22 protein-coding genes are annotated in these 20138 nt (G+C 49.1%); 1 reads left to right on the forward strand and 21 read right to left on the reverse strand.

The features are described from left to right. Positions 1-50: 50 nt before the first annotated feature. From rnc to H2R00_RS06600, 11 genes are all read right to left on the reverse strand, one after another. Complete coding sequence (gene rnc, locus H2R00_RS06550; protein ID WP_075752863.1) at positions 51-800, reverse strand: ribonuclease III; 750 nt, start codon at positions 798-800, stop codon at positions 51-53. A 140-nt stretch (positions 801-940) separates the two neighbouring features. Further along, entirely contained in the window at positions 941-1174 is a 234-nt protein-coding gene (gene acpP / locus H2R00_RS06555; protein WP_003181706.1) for an acyl carrier protein, read from the reverse strand. Between the two features lie 76 nt (positions 1175-1250). Continuing rightward, a complete protein-coding gene (fabG, locus tag H2R00_RS06560) occupies positions 1251-1994 on the reverse strand; it encodes a 3-oxoacyl-[acyl-carrier-protein] reductase (RefSeq protein WP_023857217.1) in 744 nt (247 codons plus the stop codon). After that, entirely contained in the window at positions 1981-2940 is a 960-nt protein-coding gene (gene fabD / locus H2R00_RS06565; protein WP_176275650.1) for an ACP S-malonyltransferase, read from the reverse strand. The genes fabG and fabD overlap by 14 nt, the downstream gene beginning before the upstream one ends. A gap of 17 nt (positions 2941-2957) precedes the next feature. After that, positions 2958-3950 (reverse strand): phosphate acyltransferase PlsX, encoded by a 993-nt coding sequence (gene plsX / locus H2R00_RS06570; protein WP_003181700.1) that lies wholly within the window; start codon positions 3948-3950, stop codon positions 2958-2960. A 17-nt stretch (positions 3951-3967) separates the two neighbouring features. Continuing rightward, a complete protein-coding gene (gene fapR / locus H2R00_RS06575) occupies positions 3968-4534 on the reverse strand; it encodes a transcription factor FapR (protein ID WP_003181698.1) in 567 nt (188 codons plus the stop codon). Positions 4535-4650: 116 nt separating this feature from the next. Continuing rightward, a complete protein-coding gene (gene recG, locus H2R00_RS06580) occupies positions 4651-6699 on the reverse strand; it encodes an ATP-dependent DNA helicase RecG (RefSeq protein WP_234113008.1) in 2049 nt (682 codons plus the stop codon). Beyond that, positions 6677-7579 (reverse strand): L-serine ammonia-lyase, iron-sulfur-dependent, subunit alpha, encoded by a 903-nt coding sequence (gene sdaAA, locus H2R00_RS06585; RefSeq protein ID WP_182070695.1) that lies wholly within the window; start codon positions 7577-7579, stop codon positions 6677-6679. Before sdaAA ends, recG begins: the two co-directional genes overlap by 23 nt. Positions 7580-7596: 17 nt before the next feature. After that, complete coding sequence (gene sdaAB, locus H2R00_RS06590) at positions 7597-8259, reverse strand: L-serine ammonia-lyase, iron-sulfur-dependent subunit beta (protein WP_154997711.1); 663 nt, start codon at positions 8257-8259, stop codon at positions 7597-7599. Between the two features lie 182 nt (positions 8260-8441). Further along, positions 8442-10115, reverse strand: coding sequence for a DAK2 domain-containing protein (locus tag H2R00_RS06595; protein ID WP_154997713.1), 1674 nt, complete (start codon positions 10113-10115; stop codon positions 8442-8444). Between the two features lie 17 nt (positions 10116-10132). Continuing rightward, positions 10133-10495 carry an Asp23/Gls24 family envelope stress response protein gene (locus tag H2R00_RS06600; RefSeq protein WP_154997715.1) on the reverse strand — a complete coding sequence of 121 codons (363 nt, stop codon included), beginning with the start codon at positions 10493-10495 and terminating at the stop codon, positions 10133-10135. A 286-nt stretch (positions 10496-10781) separates the two neighbouring features. On the opposite strand from H2R00_RS06600, the gene rpmB reads away from it, so the two are divergent. Then, positions 10782-10970 carry a 50S ribosomal protein L28 gene (rpmB, locus tag H2R00_RS06605; RefSeq protein ID WP_003181685.1) on the forward strand — a complete coding sequence of 63 codons (189 nt, stop codon included), beginning with the start codon at positions 10782-10784 and terminating at the stop codon, positions 10968-10970. A 119-nt stretch (positions 10971-11089) separates the two neighbouring features. Here the strand turns inward: rpmB and spoVM are convergent, their stop codons facing one another. The 10 genes from spoVM to def form a co-directional block, all read right to left on the reverse strand. Beyond that, positions 11090-11170: a stage V sporulation protein SpoVM gene (spoVM, locus tag H2R00_RS06610; protein ID WP_003221545.1), complete on the reverse strand. Its 81-nt coding sequence runs from the start codon at positions 11168-11170 to the stop codon at positions 11090-11092. An 85-nt stretch (positions 11171-11255) separates the two neighbouring features. After that, positions 11256-11900 (reverse strand): thiamine diphosphokinase, encoded by a 645-nt coding sequence (locus tag H2R00_RS06615; protein WP_154997717.1) that lies wholly within the window; start codon positions 11898-11900, stop codon positions 11256-11258. 75 nt (positions 11901-11975) lie between these two features. Next, on the reverse strand, positions 11976-12632 hold the full coding sequence (gene rpe, locus H2R00_RS06620; protein ID WP_182070696.1) for a ribulose-phosphate 3-epimerase: 657 nt from the start codon (positions 12630-12632) through the stop codon (positions 11976-11978). A gap of 3 nt (positions 12633-12635) precedes the next feature. Then, positions 12636-13520 carry a ribosome small subunit-dependent GTPase A gene (gene rsgA / locus H2R00_RS06625; RefSeq protein ID WP_182070697.1) on the reverse strand — a complete coding sequence of 295 codons (885 nt, stop codon included), beginning with the start codon at positions 13518-13520 and terminating at the stop codon, positions 12636-12638. 12 nt (positions 13521-13532) lie between these two features. Next, the gene (gene pknB, locus H2R00_RS06630) at positions 13533-15506 is read right to left on the reverse strand and encodes a Stk1 family PASTA domain-containing Ser/Thr kinase (protein ID WP_182070698.1); all 1974 of its coding nucleotides are present in this window, start codon (positions 15504-15506) and stop codon (positions 13533-13535) included. Beyond that, complete coding sequence (locus H2R00_RS06635) at positions 15500-16264, reverse strand: Stp1/IreP family PP2C-type Ser/Thr phosphatase (protein WP_154997725.1); 765 nt, start codon at positions 16262-16264, stop codon at positions 15500-15502. The genes pknB and H2R00_RS06635 overlap by 7 nt, the downstream gene beginning before the upstream one ends. Before the next feature lie 7 nt (positions 16265-16271). Continuing rightward, a complete protein-coding gene (gene rlmN, locus H2R00_RS06640; RefSeq protein WP_003181673.1) occupies positions 16272-17357 on the reverse strand; it encodes a dual-specificity RNA methyltransferase RlmN in 1086 nt (361 codons plus the stop codon). Beyond that, complete coding sequence (rsmB, locus tag H2R00_RS06645) at positions 17357-18703, reverse strand: 16S rRNA (cytosine(967)-C(5))-methyltransferase RsmB (RefSeq protein ID WP_182070699.1); 1347 nt, start codon at positions 18701-18703, stop codon at positions 17357-17359. The genes rlmN and rsmB overlap by 1 nt, the downstream gene beginning before the upstream one ends. Further along, the gene (gene fmt / locus H2R00_RS06650; protein ID WP_182070700.1) at positions 18693-19643 is read right to left on the reverse strand and encodes a methionyl-tRNA formyltransferase; all 951 of its coding nucleotides are present in this window, start codon (positions 19641-19643) and stop codon (positions 18693-18695) included. The genes rsmB and fmt overlap by 11 nt, the downstream gene beginning before the upstream one ends. A 4-nt stretch (positions 19644-19647) precedes the next feature. Continuing rightward, positions 19648-20130, reverse strand: coding sequence for a peptide deformylase (gene def / locus H2R00_RS06655; protein ID WP_182070701.1), 483 nt, complete (start codon positions 20128-20130; stop codon positions 19648-19650). Positions 20131-20138 lie beyond the last annotated feature (8 nt).

Here is a 20138-nt window from a genome sequence, read left to right on the forward strand (position 1 = left end):
GGAAAAGGCTCAAAATACATTGAAATCCCCCTGAGTTTTGCAAGGGGGATTTATTGTTTCATATGGTGTTTTTGCAGCTTCGCAAGCGCTTCTTGAGCGGCATGCTGTTCTGCTTCTTTTTTGGAACGGCCGCTTCCCACCCCAAGTACTTCTCCTTTTAGCGATACGTTTGCTTCAAATTCGCGGTTGTGCGCCGGTCCTTTTTCCTGAAGGATTTTATACTCCAGAATGCCTCGTCCGTCGCGCTGTACAAATTCCTGCAGCTGGCTTTTAAAATCCATCACATGAGAAAAAGCACCATCGTCGATTTTAGGGAAAACGTACGCTTTCAGAAAGGCCACGACAGCTTCGAGCCCCTGATCCAGATAGAGCGCACCGATAAAAGCTTCAAACACATCGGCTAAAAGCGCCGGACGCTTTCTTCCTCCAGTCATTTCCTCTCCTTTTCCCAATAGAACAAGCTCTCCGAAAGAAAGCTCGTGGGCCAGGGAAACCAAAGAAGGCTCGCATACGATCGCCGCTCTCAATTTCGTCAAATCACCCTCGCTCATCGCCGGGTATTTGGCGTATAAAAATTGAGAAATCGTCAGTTCCAAAACGGCGTCTCCTAAAAATTCAAGCCTCTCATTATCTTCATATGGCTTCTTTCGATGCTCATTCACATAAGATGAATGTGTAAACGCTTGATATAAAAGCTTCTCGTTTTGAAATTGAACCGAAATCCGTTCCTGAAACTTTTTAAACTGCTCCGCTTTCTTTTGAAACATTTTTTTGTCTCTGAAATGTGAATGTTTTGACATAGCAACCTCCATATGGGCACATCGAGTTCACCTCACCTCCTATGAAAAGGCAGGTTCGTGTATCATTGGGCAAAACATTAAAATTAAAGCCGCATTTATAAAGGGATAAAGCCCCGTCTTTAAACGGGACTTTAATGAGCTTACTGCTTACTATTTATGTAGTTCACAGCGTCACCGACTGTTGCAATCTTTTCAGCATCTTCGTCAGAAATCTCCATATCAAACTCGTCTTCAAGTTCCATGACAAGCTCAACTACATCCAGGGAATCAGCGCCTAAATCCTCTTTAAAAGAAGCTTCAAGAGTGACGTCAGCTTCATCCACGCCGAGGCGGTCTACGATGATTTTTGTTACACGCTCTAATGCGTCTGCCATAGCTATTCACCTCCCCTCAAGTATTATAGTTGATTCGTTTTTAAAAAACCAGAGATAATTCAATTTTTGATTTCGTTTAAACCATAGCCATTCCGCCGTTGATGTTCAGCGTCTGGCCGGTCATGTAGCTCGCATGGTCAGATGCGAGGAAAACAACGGCGCTGCTGATGTCAGACGGATCGCCGAACCGTGCAAGCGGAATCTGCTTCAGCATTTCATCTTGAATGTCTTTTGTCAGCTTGTCCGTCATTTCCGTTGAAATAAATCCCGGAGCGATCGCATTAACGGTGATGTTTCTTGACGCCAGCTCTTTCGCCAGCGTTTTCGTCAAGCCGATCACGCCTGATTTAGCCGCGACATAGTTGGCCTGCCCGGCGTTACCGACGACGCCTACAACCGAGGTGATATTGATGATTCGGCCGCTTCTTTGTTTCATCATCTGTCTTGTCACAGCTTTAGAACAATTGAACACACCTTTTAAGTTTATGTTAATGACGTCGTCCCATTCATCTTCTTTCATTCTCATGAACAGATTATCTTTTGTAATGCCCGCATTGTTGACAAGGATGTCAAGCGTGCCGAAGCGTCCGACCGCTTCTTTCATCATCGCCTGAACTTCATCCGCATTGGAAACGTCTGCTTTAAAAGCAAACGCATCGCGGCCGAGCGCTTTGATTTCGTCTACAACTTCGTTCGCTTTCGCTTCATTTCCCGCGTAGTTAACGACGACATTTGCTCCGTTTTTCGCCAGGTCCAGGGCGATCGCGCGGCCGATCCCTCTTGAGGCTCCTGTAACAACGGCTGTTTTATTCTCCAGCATTTTCGTTTTCCTCCTTCAACGTTTGAACGGCAAGTTCAATTGTGTTCGGGTCTGATACAGCAATCGTTTTGACTCTGCGGTTCACTTTCTTCACAAGCCCTGACAAAACTTTTCCGGGACCGATTTCGATGAACGTTGTGACGCCTTCGTCAATCAAGCGGCTGATTGTTTCTTCAAAGCGTACAGGGGAATACAGCTGTTCAATCAGTTTATTCTTAATGTCGTCTTTATCCGTTACAAAGTCGGCCGTTACGTTGGAGACGACCGGAATCGCTGCATCGTTGATCGTGCACGCATCAAGAACTTCACGAAGCTTATCAGCTGCCGGCTTCATCAGTTCAGAATGGAACGGCCCGCTGACTTCGAGAGGAATCGCGCGTTTTGCGCCCTTTTCTTTGGCAAGCTCTGAAGCGAGCTCCACGCCTTTAGCTGTTCCCGAGATGACGATTTGCCCGGGGCAGTTCAAATTGGCAAGCTGAACAAGATTTCCTTCTTCAGAAATTTTGTCCGTCACTTCTTTGAGCGCCTCGCTGTCCATGCCGAGAATTGCCGCCATCGCGCCTTCTCCTGCCGGCACGGCTTCATTCATGAATTCGCCGCGCTTTCTGACGGCATAAACCGCATCTTTAAACGACAAGGCGCCGGCAGCTACCAATGCACTGTATTCGCCGAGGCTGTGCCCTGCCGCATAATCGGCTTTAATGCCGTATTCCTTCAGTTTTTCAAGCGCTGCGATGCTCGCCGTTAAAAGGCTTGGCTGCGCGTTGTATGTAAGCGTCAGTTCCTTTGCATCCCCTTCAAACATGAGGGTGCTCAGTTTTGTTTCAAGCGTTTGATCCGCTTCTTCAAAAATCTTCTTCGCATTCGGTTCTTTTTCATACAATTCGTGTCCCATGCCGATATGCTGCGAACCTTGGCCCGGGAATAGAAAAGCAATCTTGCCCATGTGTTAAAACCTCCAGACTATTCATCTGCTTTTTGTTGAATTTTTTCTTCGATAAATGCCGCGACATTTTGACTGACCATCTCTCTTGCCTGGCGGATCGCGTGATAAACAGCGCGTCCGTCAGATGATCCGTGCGCTTTAATGACGGGCGCCTTTAAGCCGAACAATCCGGCTCCGCCGTATTCAGAGTAATCCATTTTTGTTTTCATTTCTTTCAGCTTCGGCTTCAGCGCAGAAGCGGCGAGCTTCGCCGTGAAGCTCGAAGTCAGCGTCGTTCTCAGCATTTTAAAAATGGACAGCGCCGCGCCCTCGACTGTTTTCAAGGCAACGTTACCGGTAAAGCCGTCTGTCACGATGACATCAGCGACTCCGTCCAGCATGTCGCGTGCTTCCACATTGCCGATGAAGTTCAGATCGGTTTCCTTTAATTTTTGAAAGGTCTGCTTGGCAAGCTCATTTCCTTTTTTGTCTTCGGTTCCGACGTTTAAAAGTCCGATGCGCGGATTTTTAACGCCCAGCACCTGTTCTCCGTAAACAGATCCCATAATGGCGTATTGAACGAGATGTTCGGGCTTGGCGTCCACATTCGCTCCGACATCAAGAAGGAGAAAGCCGTCACCGGAGACGGTCGGCAATGTCGGTGCCAACGCAGGCCTTTCAATCCCTTCAATCCGGCCGACAATAAAGAGCCCGGCCGTCATAAGCGCTCCGGTGTTTCCTGCGGAAATGCAGGCATCCGCCCTGCCTTCAGCGACTTCCCCAGCCATCAGAACCATCGATGAATTCTTCTTTCTTCTGACGGCTCTGACAGGCTCGTCTGTCGCTTCGATGACTTCTTCCGCATGTTTAACAGTGATCCGCCCGTGTTCTGTTAAATGGGCGGCTATTTTTTCCCGGTCGCCGATCAGCGTGATCTCGAGGTCTTCAAAATCTTCGACCGCTTTCATCACGCCTTCAATAACCGCTTTGGGAGCATTGTCTCCTCCCATGGCATCTACAGCAATTTTCATGACTTACGCGCCACCTTCTATGATTGTTTTGAACGATACATGACAAATTCGCCTGAAAACACAGGCTCTTCGGCAACATAGCTGTTCACTTCAACAACTGTTCTGCCTTTATCTTTATCAAGTTTCACGACTTTTGCTTTTGCAACGACCCGTTCGCCTTGCTTGACCTGCCTGGTAAAGCGGATGTCCGCTTTGGCTGTCAATGCGAGCTCATCATCGATGAGGGCGACGGCGAGCGAGTTGGCCTGGGCAAACAAATGGTGCCCCCTGGCGATTTGATTTCGGCTGAAAACATGCTCCCTTCTGATCTCAAGAATGGAAATCGCGTGCTCATCCAGCTCCAAGTCAATGATCTCGCCAATGACCTCGTCGAGCGGGAGAGACTTGACTTCATCTTCAAGAGATTTCTCGGCAACACTTTTGATTCTTTCTCTCAGTTCAGGTATGGAAAGTTCCAAACGGTCCAAGCGAATCGTCTGAATGCTGACGTTAAATTTCTCAGCTAACTCCTCGTCCGTAATAAACGGGGTCGTACGAATCGTCTGCTGCAGCAATTCTTGGCGTTCCCTCTTACTTTTTCTCATGTTTTTAAACACCATCCGCGCAATTATGACTAGGTACTAATAGTAGTATATAATTTCATAGATTGGAATGCAATCTTTCTTTACCCGCCGACGATAAATTTTCACGGGACTTCAGGTCAGCTCAGCTTTTCTCCGTCCATAACCCCGCTGTTTTTCAAGTGTTCCCGCAGGTTTTCATATTCGGCATCCGTCCAGAACGCTTTTGAAGAGACAAGTTCTGCAGCGTCTCTTCTTGCCGTTTCCAGCGCGCGGTAGTCGTGAACCATGTCGGCGACTTTAAACTCCGGCATCCCGCTCTGTTTTTTGCCGAAGAAGTCCCCGGGCCCTCTAAGTTCAAGATCCTTTTCAGAAAGCTCAAAGCCGTCCGTCGTCTCAGACATGATGCTCATGCGCTCTTTGCCCGTTTCTGATTTCGGGTCTGCCATTAAGATGCAATACGACTGGTGGTCGCCCCGCCCGACCCGGCCGCGAAGCTGGTGGAGCTGGGAAAGGCCGAACCGGTCGGCATCATAGATCAGCATGACCGTCGCATTCGGAACGTTTACCCCGACTTCAACGACGGTTGTGGAAACGAGAATCTGGCATTCGTTTTTGCTGAACTGCCTCATCACCTGTTCTTTTTCGTCATTTGACAGCTTTCCGTGCATGAGACCGATCTGCCATCTTCCTCTGAAGGCATGGGTCAGCATGCTGTGCACATCGATCGCGTTTTGAACGTCGAGCTTGTCCGATTCTTCAATCAAGGGACAAATCACATACGCCTGTCTGCCTTTTTTAAGTTCTTTTTCGATAAACGCGAGAATCCGTTCGAGCATGTCGTGCTTCACCCAATAAGTCTCAATCCGCTTTCGCCCAGCCGGCATTTCATCGATGACGGACACATCCATTTCCCCGAAAACCGTGATCGCCAGTGTTCTCGGAATCGGCGTCGCCGTCATAAACAAGACATCGGGATCTTTCCCCTTGCTTCTCAGTTTTTTTCTTTGCTCGACGCCGAAGCGGTGCTGTTCATCGGTGATCACGAGTCCGAGCTGTTTAAAGTGGACATCGTCTTGAATAAGGGCGTGCGTCCCCACTAAAATATCTATTTCTCCTTCTTTTAATCTTTCTAAAAGCTCTCTTCTCCTTTTCCCTTTCACAGAGCTTGTTAAAAGCGCCACATTGACATCGTGTTGCTCAAAGAGAGATACAAGCGAATCGGCGTGCTGTTCCGCCAGTATTTCGGTCGGCACCATCATCGCCCCCTGGAATCCCGAAAGCAGCGAGGCGTATAACGCAATCGCGGCGACGGCTGTTTTGCCTGAACCGACGTCTCCTTGCAAAAGCCGATTCATTTTATACCCTGAAGCCATATCCCTTAATATGTCGTCGAGCGCTTTCGCCTGCGCGTTTGTCAAAGGAAACGGAAGGCTTTTGACAAACGAATTGACGTCTTCCAGCTGAAAGGTGTGGCTGATTCCGTCGGACGCTTCCCGCTCGAACTTCCGCAAAGCCTGCATTTTCAGCTGAAACAATAAAAATTCCTCATACACAAAACGGCGCCGGGCATGTTTTAAAGCTTCCCTCGACTCGGGCTTGTGCATCGCCTTTACCGCCTCCTGGTAAGACAGAAGTTTATAGGCGGTCCGAAGCTTTTCCGGAAGGGGATCTTCGGCGAACGGCAAATGGCTGCGGACGGCTTCTTGAATCAATTTCCTCATCGTCTTTACGGTGATGTTTTCTTTGACAGAGTAGACGGGTTCAATTGATTGGTCACCTTGGTGCGGCCCATTTTTCAGCTCCTGCACCATCACGGATTGTCTGTGCTTGTCCCATTTTCCGGTTACGGTAACAATCGAGCCGATCGCAAGCTTTTTTTTCAAATAAGGCCTGTTAAAGCAAACCGCTGTGATCAAATAGTTTCCGACCAATAGCCGGAATGTGAGGCGGCTCCGCTTTTTCCCGTAATAGGCAAGAGAAGGCTCGCTGTGAACCTTCCCTTCCACCGTCACTCGTTCGTCGTGTGCCACTTCTTCCAAATCGCGCAATTCATAATCGTCATATCGGTACGGGAAGTAGTTTAAAAGATCGAGAACCGTATAGATTCCAAGCTCGTTTAACGTTTTTTCCGTTTCCGTCCCGACGCCTTTTATAACAGATATACTAAGTTGCAGATTGTGTTCCACGTGCAGCTGACGCTCCTCCGAATATTTTTTTCTCCAATTCTTTGCCCGTCGGTGTTGCGGCAAGACCGCCCCGGCCTGTTTCCCTCAGTGCCGTCGGCATCGTCTGGCCGATTTTGTACATCGCATCGATCACTTCATCGCATGGAATGCGGCTTGTAATGCCGGCAAGCGCCATATCAGCCGCGACCATTGCGTTGGCTGCGCCCATCGCGTTCCGCTTCACACACGGGACCTCAACGAGCCCTGCGACAGGATCGCAGACTAGACCGAGTACGTTTTTTAAAGCGATCGCCATTGCTTCGGCGCACTGTTCAGGGGTTCCGCCCGCCATTTCGACGATGGCGGCAGCCGCCATGCCCGAGGCTGAGCCGACTTCAGCCTGACAGCCTCCGGCGGCTCCCGAAATGCTCGCATTGTTGGCAACGACGAATCCGAACGCTCCCGATGTAAATAAAAAGCGGACCATCTGCTCTTTCGTCGGGTGAAGTTTCTCTTTTACCGCAAAGAGCGTCCCCGGGACAACGCCGGCCGATCCGGCCGTCGGCGTTGCGCAAATCGTTCCCATCGCAGCGTTGACTTCATTTGTCGCAACCGCTTTGCTGACAGCGTCAAGGACGACATCCCCTGACAGCCCTTTGCCCGATTTGAGGTAGGCCTGAAGCTTAACGGCGTCTCCTCCCGTCAATCCTGAGTGCGACACGACGCCTTCAATACCTTTTTGAACAGCATCTTCCATCACGGCCAAGTTGGCTTCCATCTGCTTGAATATTTCTTCCCGTGTCCGGCCTGACATCTCGATCTCTTGCGTGATCATGATTTCAGAGATGGGCACGTTCTTTTCTTTTGTCAGCTGAATTAATTCTTTCACATTTCGAAACATATCGTCTCACCCTCCTTTTAGTCAGCGATCTGGGTCACCTCAATGATGTTCGGCAGCGCTCTCAATTCTTCAAAAACAGCCGGATCAATCGTTTGATCGACCTCAATCGTCATGAGCGCTTCCTGGCCGACGTCTTTGCGGGCCACTTCCATATGGCCGATGTTGATTGCGAACTTTGCAAGCACATTGGCTACGCCTGCAATCGTTCCGTAGCGGTCGTTATGGACGACTAAAATAGCGGGGTGATTTCCCGATAATCTGAGTTCAAAGCCGTTCAGCTCAATGATTTCGATTTTCCCCCCGCCGATTGAGATGCCTGCGAGTTCAAGGGAGCCTTCATCATCAGAGATGAGGATGCGGGCTGTATTGGGATGCTTCGGAACCGCTTCTTCTTCCCGAAACTCGATGGCGATTCCCTTTTCTTCGGCTAGGCGGATCGAATCTTTGATTCTTTCATCAAATGTATCAAAATCCAAAAGGCCGCCGATGATCGCAACATCTGTTCCATGTCCTTTATATGTTTCGGCAAAAGAACCGTACAATGACACGATGATTTGTTTCGGCTCCCTCCCAAACACGCTTCTGGCGACTCTGCCGATTCTGGCCGCGCCGGCCGTATGAGAACTTGACGGTCCGATCATGACGGGCCCGATAATATCAAACACACTTCTGTACTTCATCCTTATCCCCCTTTTACACACAGATTCCCCCGCTGTATACGGAGGAAAAAAAGCCGTTTTTTTTAGACTAATCGATCATTCCCCGATTGGCAAGCAGACAATCGCCCGAGCGGGCTGATGCTTTAAAAAAAGCCAAAAGAAGAGAAGGGCTTTTATCAACATGCCCTTCTGCCTTTGATCCTTTATTCAACAGCCAAAATGTAGGAATACAGCGGCTGTTTTCCGTCGTGCACTTCTACTTCAACGTCTTCGTACGTCTCGCTGATGAAGGCTGCGAGTTCTTCGGCCTCTTCTTCCGGCGCGTCTTCCCCTTTGATCACAGTGACGATTTCGCTGTCTTCATCGATCATGCCTGCGATCAGCTTTTTCGCTGCTGTTAACTGGTCAGACGCCGTCTCAACGATTTTTCCGTTTAATATGCCCATAAAATCGCCTTTTTTAATATCGATGCCGTCAATGTTTGTGTCTCTTACCGCATAGGTGATTTGTCCGCTTTTCACCTCGCCGATTGCATCAAGCATAGCGGCTTCATTTTCGTCCGCTCCAAGGGCCGGGTTGAATGCGAGCAGTGCGGCCATCCCTTGAGGAACGGTCTTCGTCGGGATGACAATCACATGTTGTCCGGCAACATCCGCAGCCTGGTTCGCCGCCATCACAATGTTTGAATTATTCGGCAGGATCACAACCGTGTCCGCATTGGCGTCTTTGATCGCCTGAACGATGTCTTCCGTGCTCGGATTCATCGTCTGGCCGCCTTCTATGACCTTTGTGGCGCCGATGCTTTCGAAAAGCTCGGCAATCCCTTCTCCCATAGCAACTGTGACGATGCCGTACGGCTGTTTTTCTGCCGGAGCTTTTTCAGCCGGTGCAGCTGTCTCCTGTTTGTTCTGACTGAGAATCGCGGTGTGCTGTTCTCTCATATTTTCGATTTTCATGTTGATGAGGCTGCCGTATTTTTGCGCATAAGTCATGACTTCCCCTGGATATTCGGCATGGATGTGCACCTTGGCGATATTTTCGTCTGAGACGACGAGCAGCGAATCACCGAAGCCGCTTAAATCCTGGCGGAACGTATCTTCATTAAAGTTTCTTTTGCCGCTGTCGAGCTTCACCATAAACTCCGTGCAATAGCCGAATTCGATGTCTTCTGTGTTCATGTGGCTTTGAGCGTTTTTATGGTGCTCCGCACTGACAAGATCATTCAATGACGGAAGTGCAGCCGCTTTTTCAGAAAGCTTTTCTCCCTTTAAAGAAGCGAGAAACCCTTCATATACGTAAAGAAGCCCTTTTCCGCCGCTGTCGACGACACCGACTTCCTTTAAAACCGGAAGCAGCTCAGGCGTCCGCTCCAATGAAGCCTCCGCTTCATTCACGACGGCTTCCATCACCTTGATGATATCGGTTTCAGTTTGAGCGGTGAGCACAGCTTTTTTTGCCGCATCTTTGGCAACCGTCAAGATCGTGCCTTCGACCGGTTTCATGACGGCCTTGTAGGCGGTGTCAACTCCGGCCTGAAACGCGGCGGCAAATTCTTTCGCGTTAATTTCCGATTTCTGTTCAATCGATTTGCCAAAGCCTCTGAACAGCTGGGATAAAATGACGCCCGAGTTTCCCCGCGCTCCCATCAGAAGCCCCCTTGACAGGCTTTGTGCCACTTTTCCGATATTGGCGGTATCGATTTGCTCCACTTCTTTTGCACCGGATGTCATCGACAGATTCATGTTCGTTCCTGTATCTCCGTCCGGAACCGGAAATACGTTTAACGCATCAACTACATTTGCGTTTTGAGACAGATGGTGTGCGCCGTACAGAACCATTTCTGCAAAAGCTTTTCCATCCAGATTTCGTATAGACACTCTTGTTTTCCTCCTAACTACGGGTTCGTCACTCGTACTCCTTGAACGTAAATATTTACGGAATCTACTGCAAGACCCACTGTATGGTCGAGCGTATATTTGACTTTTGTTTGAACATTATGTGCCACTTCTGAAATTTTTGTTCCGTAGCTAACAATGATGTACATGTCAATATGAATACGATCTTCTTCCTGGCGGACGAGAACGCCTCTTGCAAAGTTTTCTTTTCTAAGGATTTCAGTCAGTCCGTCTTTAATTTGGTTCTTGGATGCCATACCTACGATCCCGTAGCAGTCGATCGCTGCGCCTCCTGCAACCATGGCGACCACTTCGTTTGATATATCAATCTGTCCGTATTTTGTTCGGAATTCAATGGACACGTTGGTTCCTCCTTTTCGAGTCTCGCTTTTGACCTCTGGTTATCATCATTCTACTATAAGGACCTTCTTTTTAAAAGAACAGGCAGGCTTCTCTCCAAACCTAACCCTACTTATACTACAGCGCGTTCATTTTTTCAAGATGTCAAGGGATTTTTCTTGAAAGCAGAGTAATCAATAGTTGCAAACGGTTTTTAGCTGTGGTAAATTATTAAAGTATCTGAAGCATCACAGGTGATCAACTGATAAAGAATGATGATGTTTTTTTTGATAGTTAGGAGGGAAACAAATGGCACGTAAATGCGTTATTACAGGCAGAAAATCACGTTCTGGCAACTCTCGTTCTCACGCGATGAACGCTTCTAAACGCACATGGGGCGCTAACGTTCAAAAAGTGCGCATCCTTGTGAACGGCAAGCCTAAAAAAGTATATGTATCTGCTCGAGCTTTGAAATCTGGAAAAGTTGAGCGTGTATAAGAAAAAATAAACGCCTGCCAAGAGCGACTGTACGCTTTAGGCAGGCGTTTTTTCGTTCCTCTGCTTTCCCGGGGAGAGCCCTTTGACCCGCTCCGCAAAAAAAGCGCACCCGGCGCTTCTTAGTCTTTGCGAAACGAGCCAAGCATCGCCCGGACGATTCCCCCTAAAAACTTCGGTAATTTGATGGTGTAAAATTTCATTCCCTTCCCTCCTCAAAGAGTCCGCAACCGCATCCACCTTCAACATCGAATCCCAAACACAAAGCGAGCGGAAGCGCCAGGATATTTAATCAGTGCTTCTTATCATTATTAATATGCCTTCAGAAAACGAAAAAGCACCTTGTGAATGGATGAGTTCGTTACTAATACATAGTGTCGAACCGAGAGCAATATGACACTTATTTAAAGAATACTTAAATCCTTCGAGAGAAAGGTTTTTTACCGTCTCCGTAAACGGCAGGAATGAAATATACGGTTTTGTTTGATCATGCATGACGGTGTAGGAGCCTGGGGGATGCATGCTGATCGTATTTTGACGGTCGATCATGACGGTCTTGACGTTTTGCTTCATTGCGGTATAAAGAAGGTGCAGATTCCCTAGAAAATGGTCTGCTCTGCCTCCCGAAATGCCGAACATTCTGATGAATGAAGGCCGCTGTCCAACGGCCCAGCTCAACGCAAGATCCAAATCCGTCTGATCTTTTTCCGCCTGATAAATATGGAGGCGAGGAGCAGCCTTTTCAATGGCTTTTTTTTGTTCTTCTGTGATGCTGTCAAAATCCCCGAATGCTTCATCAGGCACGATCCCCGCTTCCAAAAGGGTTACAGCGCCTCTGTCAACCCCGACCCAAATCGCATCCCCGTCCTGATACTGCAGCAAGTCGGGAATCAGATGATCAGGGCCTCCCGCTACAATATTGATCGTTTTCATCGCATTGTCCTTTCTGTGAACGCCCTAAAAAAAGAGCGCAGCTGCAGAAAGCCGGCTCTCTTTCATCGGTAAACCTTACCCAAGCGCACCTTTTATATCGAAAATGGCTTTTTTGCGGTCTTTTTCGTTATAAACGGCAGATCCTGCAACAAGCAGGTTCGCTCCCGCTTCGATACACTGTCTTGCCGTATTTTTGTTGACGCCCCCGTCCACTTCAATCAGCAGGTCGCCAAGTCCTTTTTGCTCAGCCATCTCCTTGACCTGCCTGATTTTCGGCAGGACTGAGGAAATAAACGACTGTCCGCCGAAGCCCGGATTAACCGTCATCAATAATACGAGATCAAGGTCTTCAAGCACATGCTGGATCTGCTGCACAGGGGTATGCGGATTCAAGACGACACCCGCTTTGACCCCTTGTTCTTTAATGAGCTGGATCGTCCTGTGAAGGTGCGGGCACGCTTCAACATGGACGGACAAAATATCGGCGCCCGCTTTTGCAAAAGCAGGTATATAGCGGTCAGGCGCTTCGATCATTAAATGAACGTCGAGCGGAAGTTCAGTGATCGGGCGGACGGCTTCCACTACAAGCGGCCCGATGGTCAGGTTGGGAACGAAATGGCCGTCCATCACATCGATGTGGATGAAATCGGCGCCGCCTTGTTCCACATCTCGAATTTCTTCCCCTAGACGGGCAAAATCAGCTGAAAGAATCGAAGGAGCAACATATACCATATCTTAATACCTCGGCTTTCTATCTTTGATCTCTGTTAAAAATTCAACATAATGGTCGTAGCGATACTGGGCGATTTCACCGTTTTCCACGGCGCGTTTGACCGCGCAGTTCGGCTCTTTCATATGCAGGCACCCACGGAACTTGCATTCGGCACTTTTTTCACCGATTTCCAAAAATGTAGACCCTAAATCTTCAGCTTCAATACCGGCAAACTCAAGCGAGCTGAAGCCCGGGGTGTCCGCGACGAGCCCGCCGTTTATATCGATCAGCTCCACATGGCGAGTTGTATGCTTTCCCCTTCCCAAGTGGGTGGAAATCCCGGCGGTTTTCAGTTCAAGGTCAGGGCTGATCGCATTTAAAAGCGAAGATTTGCCCACGCCGGACTGGCCGGCGAATACAGTGATTTTATCTTGAAAATGGGGGATGATGTCTTCGATGCCGCTTCCGTTTTCCATCGATGTCAAATAGACGCTGTACCCGATGTTCCGGTAGTCTTCGGCATATTGGTGAATCCGCTCTTTCAGCGCGTCATCATCCACGAGATCCATTTTCGTGATGCATATGATCGGACTAATATACGCCGCTTCAACCAGCACTAAAAAACGATCCAATAGCGACGTGCTGAATGTCGGCTCCTTTGCCGAAAACACGAGAACCGCCTGATCCACGTTGCTGATCGGAGGTCTGACCAATTCATTGAATCTGTCTTTAATTTCGAGAATGTAGCCTTCCTTATCGTTATCGGCCTGGTAGACGACATCGTCGCCGACGAGAGGGGTTACTTTATTTTTTCTAAATACCCCTCTTCCCCTGCACTGAATGACCTGATCGCCATCTAATACATAGTAAAATCCGCTTAATGCTTTAATGATTTTGCCCTCAGGCATATCGCACCTCCCTTATTCATCCTCAGGATATTCAATCGTTTTTGACCTGACCACTTTATCGTTGATCGTTACTTGATAATACCCTTTTTGGCCGGGCGCAATCCTGAATTTGATCGTCCGCTCCGCCGGCGCCGTGATTTTGAAATTTTCGTAGACGTCGGAAATGCTGTGTTCTTCATCATCGATCGAAATTTGGACGTTTTGTTCTTCGCCCTCCGCTCCCGGTTCATAAGGGATATCAATTTTCTCGGTCACCGTTTTGACGGGCTTTTTTTCAGGTCCGAGTGAAAACGTGACCTCAACTTTGTCTCCCGGCTTAACGGATGCCCCCGCCTCAGGCTTTTGTTTGATGACCTGACCTTCCGGCACGTCTTCGGAATGCGCCTCCTTTTCGACTAGGACAAGCTGATGGTCATCCAAATAGCCCGAAGCCGCCTGTTTGCTGTATGTTTTTAAATCCCTCAAAGTAATGGCTTCCGGACCGAGGCTGACCGTTAATTTGATCTCGTCGTCGGCGGCAACGATTTCGGTTCCGGCTGCAGGGTCCTGTTCGATGACGGTGCCCGCTTCTTCTTCATGGTGCACTTCTTCTGTTTTGATGTTTTTAAAGCCTTTTTGCTCGAGATGCTTCTTGGCGGCGTCGACTTTCTGGCCGACCACATCATCCACTTCTGTTTTCTCTTTGCCTGAGCTTTTATAAAGCTTGACAGTTGAGCCTTCCTTTACGATATCGCCGCCTGCAGGGTCCGTTTTCACGATCAGCCCTTCTTCAATTTTATCGTCGGCAATGTCTTCAGCATTCGGATCCACTTCAAACCCTTCGTCTTCAAGCTTGATGACGGCTTCTTCATACTCAAGGCCGGCAACGTCGGGAACGGCAACGTCTTTTGGAATAAAGAGCGATGGAAACACCGTCAAGGCCAAGACGGCTGACACAGCGAGAACGAAAAACACCGTTAGCAATATAAGCGGCCATTTCTTTCTTTTTTTCTTCTTGTTTGCTTTTGCCTGCTTCTTCTTTTCTTTTTTTGACAATGGAGCCGCTTCCTCTTGTCCGTCGCCGGATTGCGGGCTGCTCTCAGCTTCCGGCAAGTTCTTGATGATCGGAACAGCTTTCGTCATCTCATCATCGGATTCAATCGTGAATCGCTTTTCGTTGAGCCTGTCCGGGTCGAAAGCCGTTTTCAAATCGTTTTCCATCTCTTCGGCCGCTTCATAGCGGTGGAATGGATCTTTTGCCATCGCTTTCAGGACGACGTTTTCTATGCTTTGCGGCACGGCCGGATTCCACCTTTTTACCGACGGCGTTTCTGATTGGAGATGCTTCAGCGCGATGCTGACCGCTGATTCTCCTTCAAACGGCGTTCGCGCCGTCAGCAGCTCAAAAAGCACGATGCCGAGCGAGTAGATATCGGATTTTTTCGTAGACAATCCGCCTCTCGCCTGTTCGGGCGACAAATAATGGACAGAGCCCAAAACCGAGTTGGTGTGCGTGATGGTCGTCGAGCTGAGTGCCATGGCGATGCCGAAATCGGTCACTTTAATGTGGCCCATATGATCGATTAAAATGTTGTGGGGCTTAATATCCCGGTGGACAATCTGGTTATCATGGGCATGTGCGATGGCGGATACAATCTGCTCCATAATTTGGACCGCTTCTTTCGGATGAAGTGGGCCTGTTCGGTTTATGTATTCTTTCAGGGTCATCCCCTCGACGTACTCCATCACGATATAATAGATGTCATCTTCTTCTCCGACATCATAAATGCTGACGATATTCGGGTGGTCGAGGCTTGCAGCGGACTGCGCTTCCCTTCTGAACCGCCTGATAAAATCGGCATCGTGAACGAAGTCAAACCGCAGCACTTTAATCGCGACTTCACGGTCAAGGATGATGTCCAGCGCTAAATAAACGTTCGCCATCCCCCCGCCGCCGATGGCGCGCAGGATTTCGTAACGTCCGCTGATCCGTCTGCCGATTAACACTTGTCTTCACCTTCTTCAATTTGAGAAGGAAGTTCCAATAGCGCGACGGTGATATTGTCTTCGCCGCCGTTGTCATTGGCCAGCTGAACGAGCTGTTCCGCTTTTTCCTCCGCAGAAGAAAGAGCCGTGAGCATCTCCTTCAGTGTCTCATCTTCCACTTTATTCGTGAGCCCGTCAGAGCATAGTAGAACTTGATCGCCCGGTTCGATTTCAAAAGTATGGGCTTCAACCTTCACTTCCGGATCTGTGCCGAGCGCTTTTGTCAGCACGTTTTTCCGCGGATGGTGTTCGGCATCCTCCTTCGAAATCCCCCCTGTCCGCACGAGTTCATTGACAAGCGAGTGATCTTCCGTCAGTTGTATGAAATTGCCGCCTTGCAGGAGATAACAGCGGCTGTCTCCGATATGGGCGACCGTCAGCGTTTTTCCCGTGTATAAAGCGCAGACGACCGTTGTCCCCATTCCCTGGCACTCTTCATGCGCCCTCGAATGGTCGAAAAGTTTTTGATTGATCGCTGAAATCTGCTCTTTCAGCCATGCTTCGCTTTCAGCCGGCGAAGCCGGGACTTCTTCGGTTTCCTCCCAGATATCCCGAAGGGCTGAGACAGCCATCCTGCTGGCGACATCGCCGGCCAGATGACCTCCCATTCCATCGCAGACAACAGCTAAAACCAGTCCGTTTTTTTCCGTAAAAATGCCGGCATCGTCTTCATTGTGCTGGCGTATTTTTCCCCTGTCCGTTTTTAAGGCTGTTTTCAACCTTGATTCACCTCGTCTCTTCCTGGCGCTCCTTTGCACGAAGCTGTCCGCAGGCAGCGTCAATATCATGGCCTTGCTCTCTTCTGATCGTGACATTTACTCCATGAGACTTTAATGTTTTTTCAAAGGCGAAAATCTGTTCTTTCGGTGTTCTGACATAGTCTCGTTCAGGTACATAGTTGACCGGAATCAAGTTGACGTGACATTTGATTCCTTTTAGCAATTCAGCCAGCTCTTCCGCGTGTTCAACCTGATCGTTGACACCGCCGAAAAGCCCGTATTCAAACGTAACCCTTCTGCCGGTTTTCTTAATGTAGTAATCGACAGCTTTCATCAGATCCGGCAGCTTGTAGGCTCTGTTGATCGGCATCAGCCGGCTTCTGATCTCAGTGTTCGGCGCGTGCAGAGAAATCGCAAAGTTGATCTGCAGCTTTTCGTCTGCAAACTCATAGATTTTCGGAATGATTCCGCTCGTTGATACGGTAATATGGCGCGCTCCGATATTCAGCCCTTTATCATGGTTGACGATTTTCAGGAACGCAAGCATTTCTTGAAAATTATCGAACGGCTCGCCGATTCCCATAATGACGATTGAGCTGACGCGTTCATCTGTTTCATCAAGCGCCTGCTGCACTTTGACAACCTGGGCGACAATCTCTCCGGCTTCCAGGTTCCGCTTTAAGCCGCCGAGGGTCGACGCGCAAAATGTACAGCCGATCCGGCAGCCCACCTGTGTCGTTACACAAACAGAATTGCCATATTCGTGCCGCATTAATACGGTTTCGATTGTATAGCCGTCATGAAGCTCGAATAAAAACTTCATCGTCCCATCTTGTGAAGTCTGCTTGACGGCCGTTTTCAGCGTCGTTAATACGAAATGCTCGTTCAGCTTTGTCCGCAGCTCTTTTGAAAGGTTTGTCATCTTTTCAAATGACGTGACTCTTTTTTCGTAAAGCCATTCGAATATTTGCGCGGCGCGGAAAGGCTTTTCGCCGTTTTCCGAAAGCCAGCTTTTCAGTTCTTCTATTTCAAAAGAATAGATGGACGGTCTTTCTGTCCGCAATTCTTTTCTCACTTTTTGTTTCGATTCCATTATTGTGATCCCTTCTTTCTCATGCTGCAAATAAAGAAGCCGTCCGTTCCAAAGTAGTGGGGAAGGATTTGAATGCTTCCATCCTTGACATACGGCGCCGCTTTTTCGGGCAGCCGCTCGGCGAGGGTGGGGTCCGCTTCAAATTCGTCGTGTTCTTCCAAAAAAGCATGCATGACTTGTTCATTTTCGGTCGGGTCCATTGTGCATGTGCTGTAGACCAATGTCCCGCCTGTTTTCAATAAAGGTGCGATCTCGTTTAAAATCGCAAGCTGAATCCCGGCGAGACGCGCGCTGTCTTCGGGCGTTTTGCTGTATTTGAGATCCGGTTTTCTGCGGATGACACCGAAGCCCGAGCACGGGGCATCGACGAGAATCCGGTCAAACTGCTCCAGCTCGAAGGCTTCGCCGGCTTTTCTGGCATCCAGCGCCCTTGCTTCAATGTTGGAAAGTCCGATCCGTCCTGCCGCTTCTTTGATCAGCTTTACTTTATGCTGATGAAGGTCCAGGGAGACGACCTTTCCCGTATCTTCGAGCAGTTCGCCGATATGAGTGGATTTTCCTCCCGGAGCTGCGCATGCATCCAGCACCGTTTCTCCCCGTTCAGGACCGAGGGCTCTCGCTACCAGCATCGAGCTTTCATCTTGTATGGTGACTTCGCCTTCTTTGAAAAAAGAAGTGGACGCAATCGTTCCTTTTAGCAGTTTGACAGCGTCTTGGGACAAGTCGCCTTCTTCCGCCTCAATCCCAGCTTCATTCAGGTGGGAAAGAAGCGTATCCCGGTCGTGTTTCAGCCTGTTGACGCGGATCGTCTGCTTCGGCGGGATCATATGAATCCGGCAGATTTGTTCTGCCGCTTCGAACCCGTAGGCATCCGTCCATTCTCTGACAAGCCATTCCGGATGGCTTGTCTCAACCGCAAGGCGTTCAATGGGGTCGGCAATATCGGCAAAAGAAGGTACGCCTTCCCTTTGAACGGAGCGCAGAACTCCGTTAACAAATGAAGAAATTCCTTTATGCCCGCGTTTTTTAGCAATTTCAACAGCTTCAAAAAGAGCGGCCCGGTCAGGGATTTTCTCCAGGTATTCCATCTGGTACAGCGACATTCTCAACAGATGAATGACCCAGTTTTTCACCTTTTCCGGTTTTTTAATAAACGGCTTCAGCATATAATCTAGCGCCAGCTTGTTCTGAAGGGTGCCGTAAACGAGTTCTGTCAAAAGGCCTCTGTCTTTGTCGCTTAAATCGTTCGCTTTCATGACAGACTGAAGCAAAAGATTGCTGTATGCCTGATTCTGGTCAAGCTTAACCAGTGCATCAAGCGCGACTTCTCTCACATTATTTTTCATCGTCATGACCCAATTTCATTCCGGCTTGAAGACCCGATCCCCTGACAAAATCTTCAGCCTTCATTCTTTTTTTGCCGGCAGGCTGCACTTCCGTTAATTTTAACGCGGTGTCATTTCCGGTAGCGACAACAATGCCGTCTTTATCAACGCTGACGATCTCTCCCGGCTCTGCCTGTTTTAAGGTTTCGCATTTTTTCGCAGCCCATACTTTTAGCGTCTGGCCGCTTAAAACCGTGTATGCGACAGGCCAAGGATTCAAGCCCCTGACTTGGTTGTACAGGACTTCGCCGGGCTTCGACCAGTCGATTAGTTCCTGTTCACGCTTAATGTTCGGCGCGTATGTCGCTTCCCGTTCATCCTGTTTTTCCGGGATTACCGAACCGTCAATGACTTTCGGAACCGTTTCGGAAAGAAGCGCCGCTCCGGCCTTGCTCAGCTTATCATGGAGCGTGCCGACATTATCGGTTTCTTCGATGTCAACTTCAACTTTGGCGAGCATATCGCCTGCATCCAATTTTTCGACCATGTACATGATCGTCACGCCCGTTTTCTCTTTGCCTTCCAGAATGGCGTAATGGATCGGGGCTCCTCCGCGAAGCTCCGGCAGAAGAGAGGCATGGACATTGATACAGCCGTATTTCGGATAATCGAGGAGCTTTTTCGGCAGGATCTGTCCGAATGCCGCCGTTACAATTAGATCAGGTTCAAGCGCCAAAATCTTGTCCGTTTCCGCTTCTTCCCTCACTTTCTCAGGCTGGAGCACGGGAATGCCGCGGCGCAGCGCTTCCTCCTTGACAGGCGGCGGAGTCATCACCTTTTTTCTGCCTTTCGGGCGGTCAGGCTGGGTGACGACACCCACCACCTCATAGCCGTCATCAATCAATGTGCTGAGCACCGGGACGGAAAAATCCGGCGTTCCCATAAAAACGATCCTTGTCATCCTATCATCCTTCCATTTCCTCAAGTTCTTCCGCATCATAATAGCGCATTACTTTTGATGTGAATAAAATACCGTCCAAGTGGTCGATTTCGTGCAGCAGCGCCCGCGCCAAAAAGCCCTCAGCTTCAATCGTAAACGGTTTCCCGCGGCGGTCGAACGCCTTGACCTTTACATAATCCGAACGCTTCACTTCACCGTATAGATCGGGAAAGCTCAAACAGCCTTCAGGACCCGTTTGTTCACCGCTCTCTTCGATGACCTCCGGGTTGACCAGTTCAATTCTTCCCGTGTCATCGCCGATATCGACGACTGCCGCTCTTTTAGAAACGCCGATTTGCGGGGCAGCCAGTCCGACTCCGTCCAGCTCAAGCATCGTATCATACATATTATCGAGTAATTTCTTTAATGATTTATCAAAAGACGCAACGGGTTCGGCAGGGGTTTCAAGAACCTCCGCCGGATACGTTACGATCGGTTTTACTGCCAATCTAGAAG

Origin of the sequence: Bacillus haynesii (genome assembly GCF_014042035.1) — a bacterium.
Classification (GTDB): Bacteria; Bacillota; Bacilli; order Bacillales; family Bacillaceae; genus Bacillus; species Bacillus haynesii.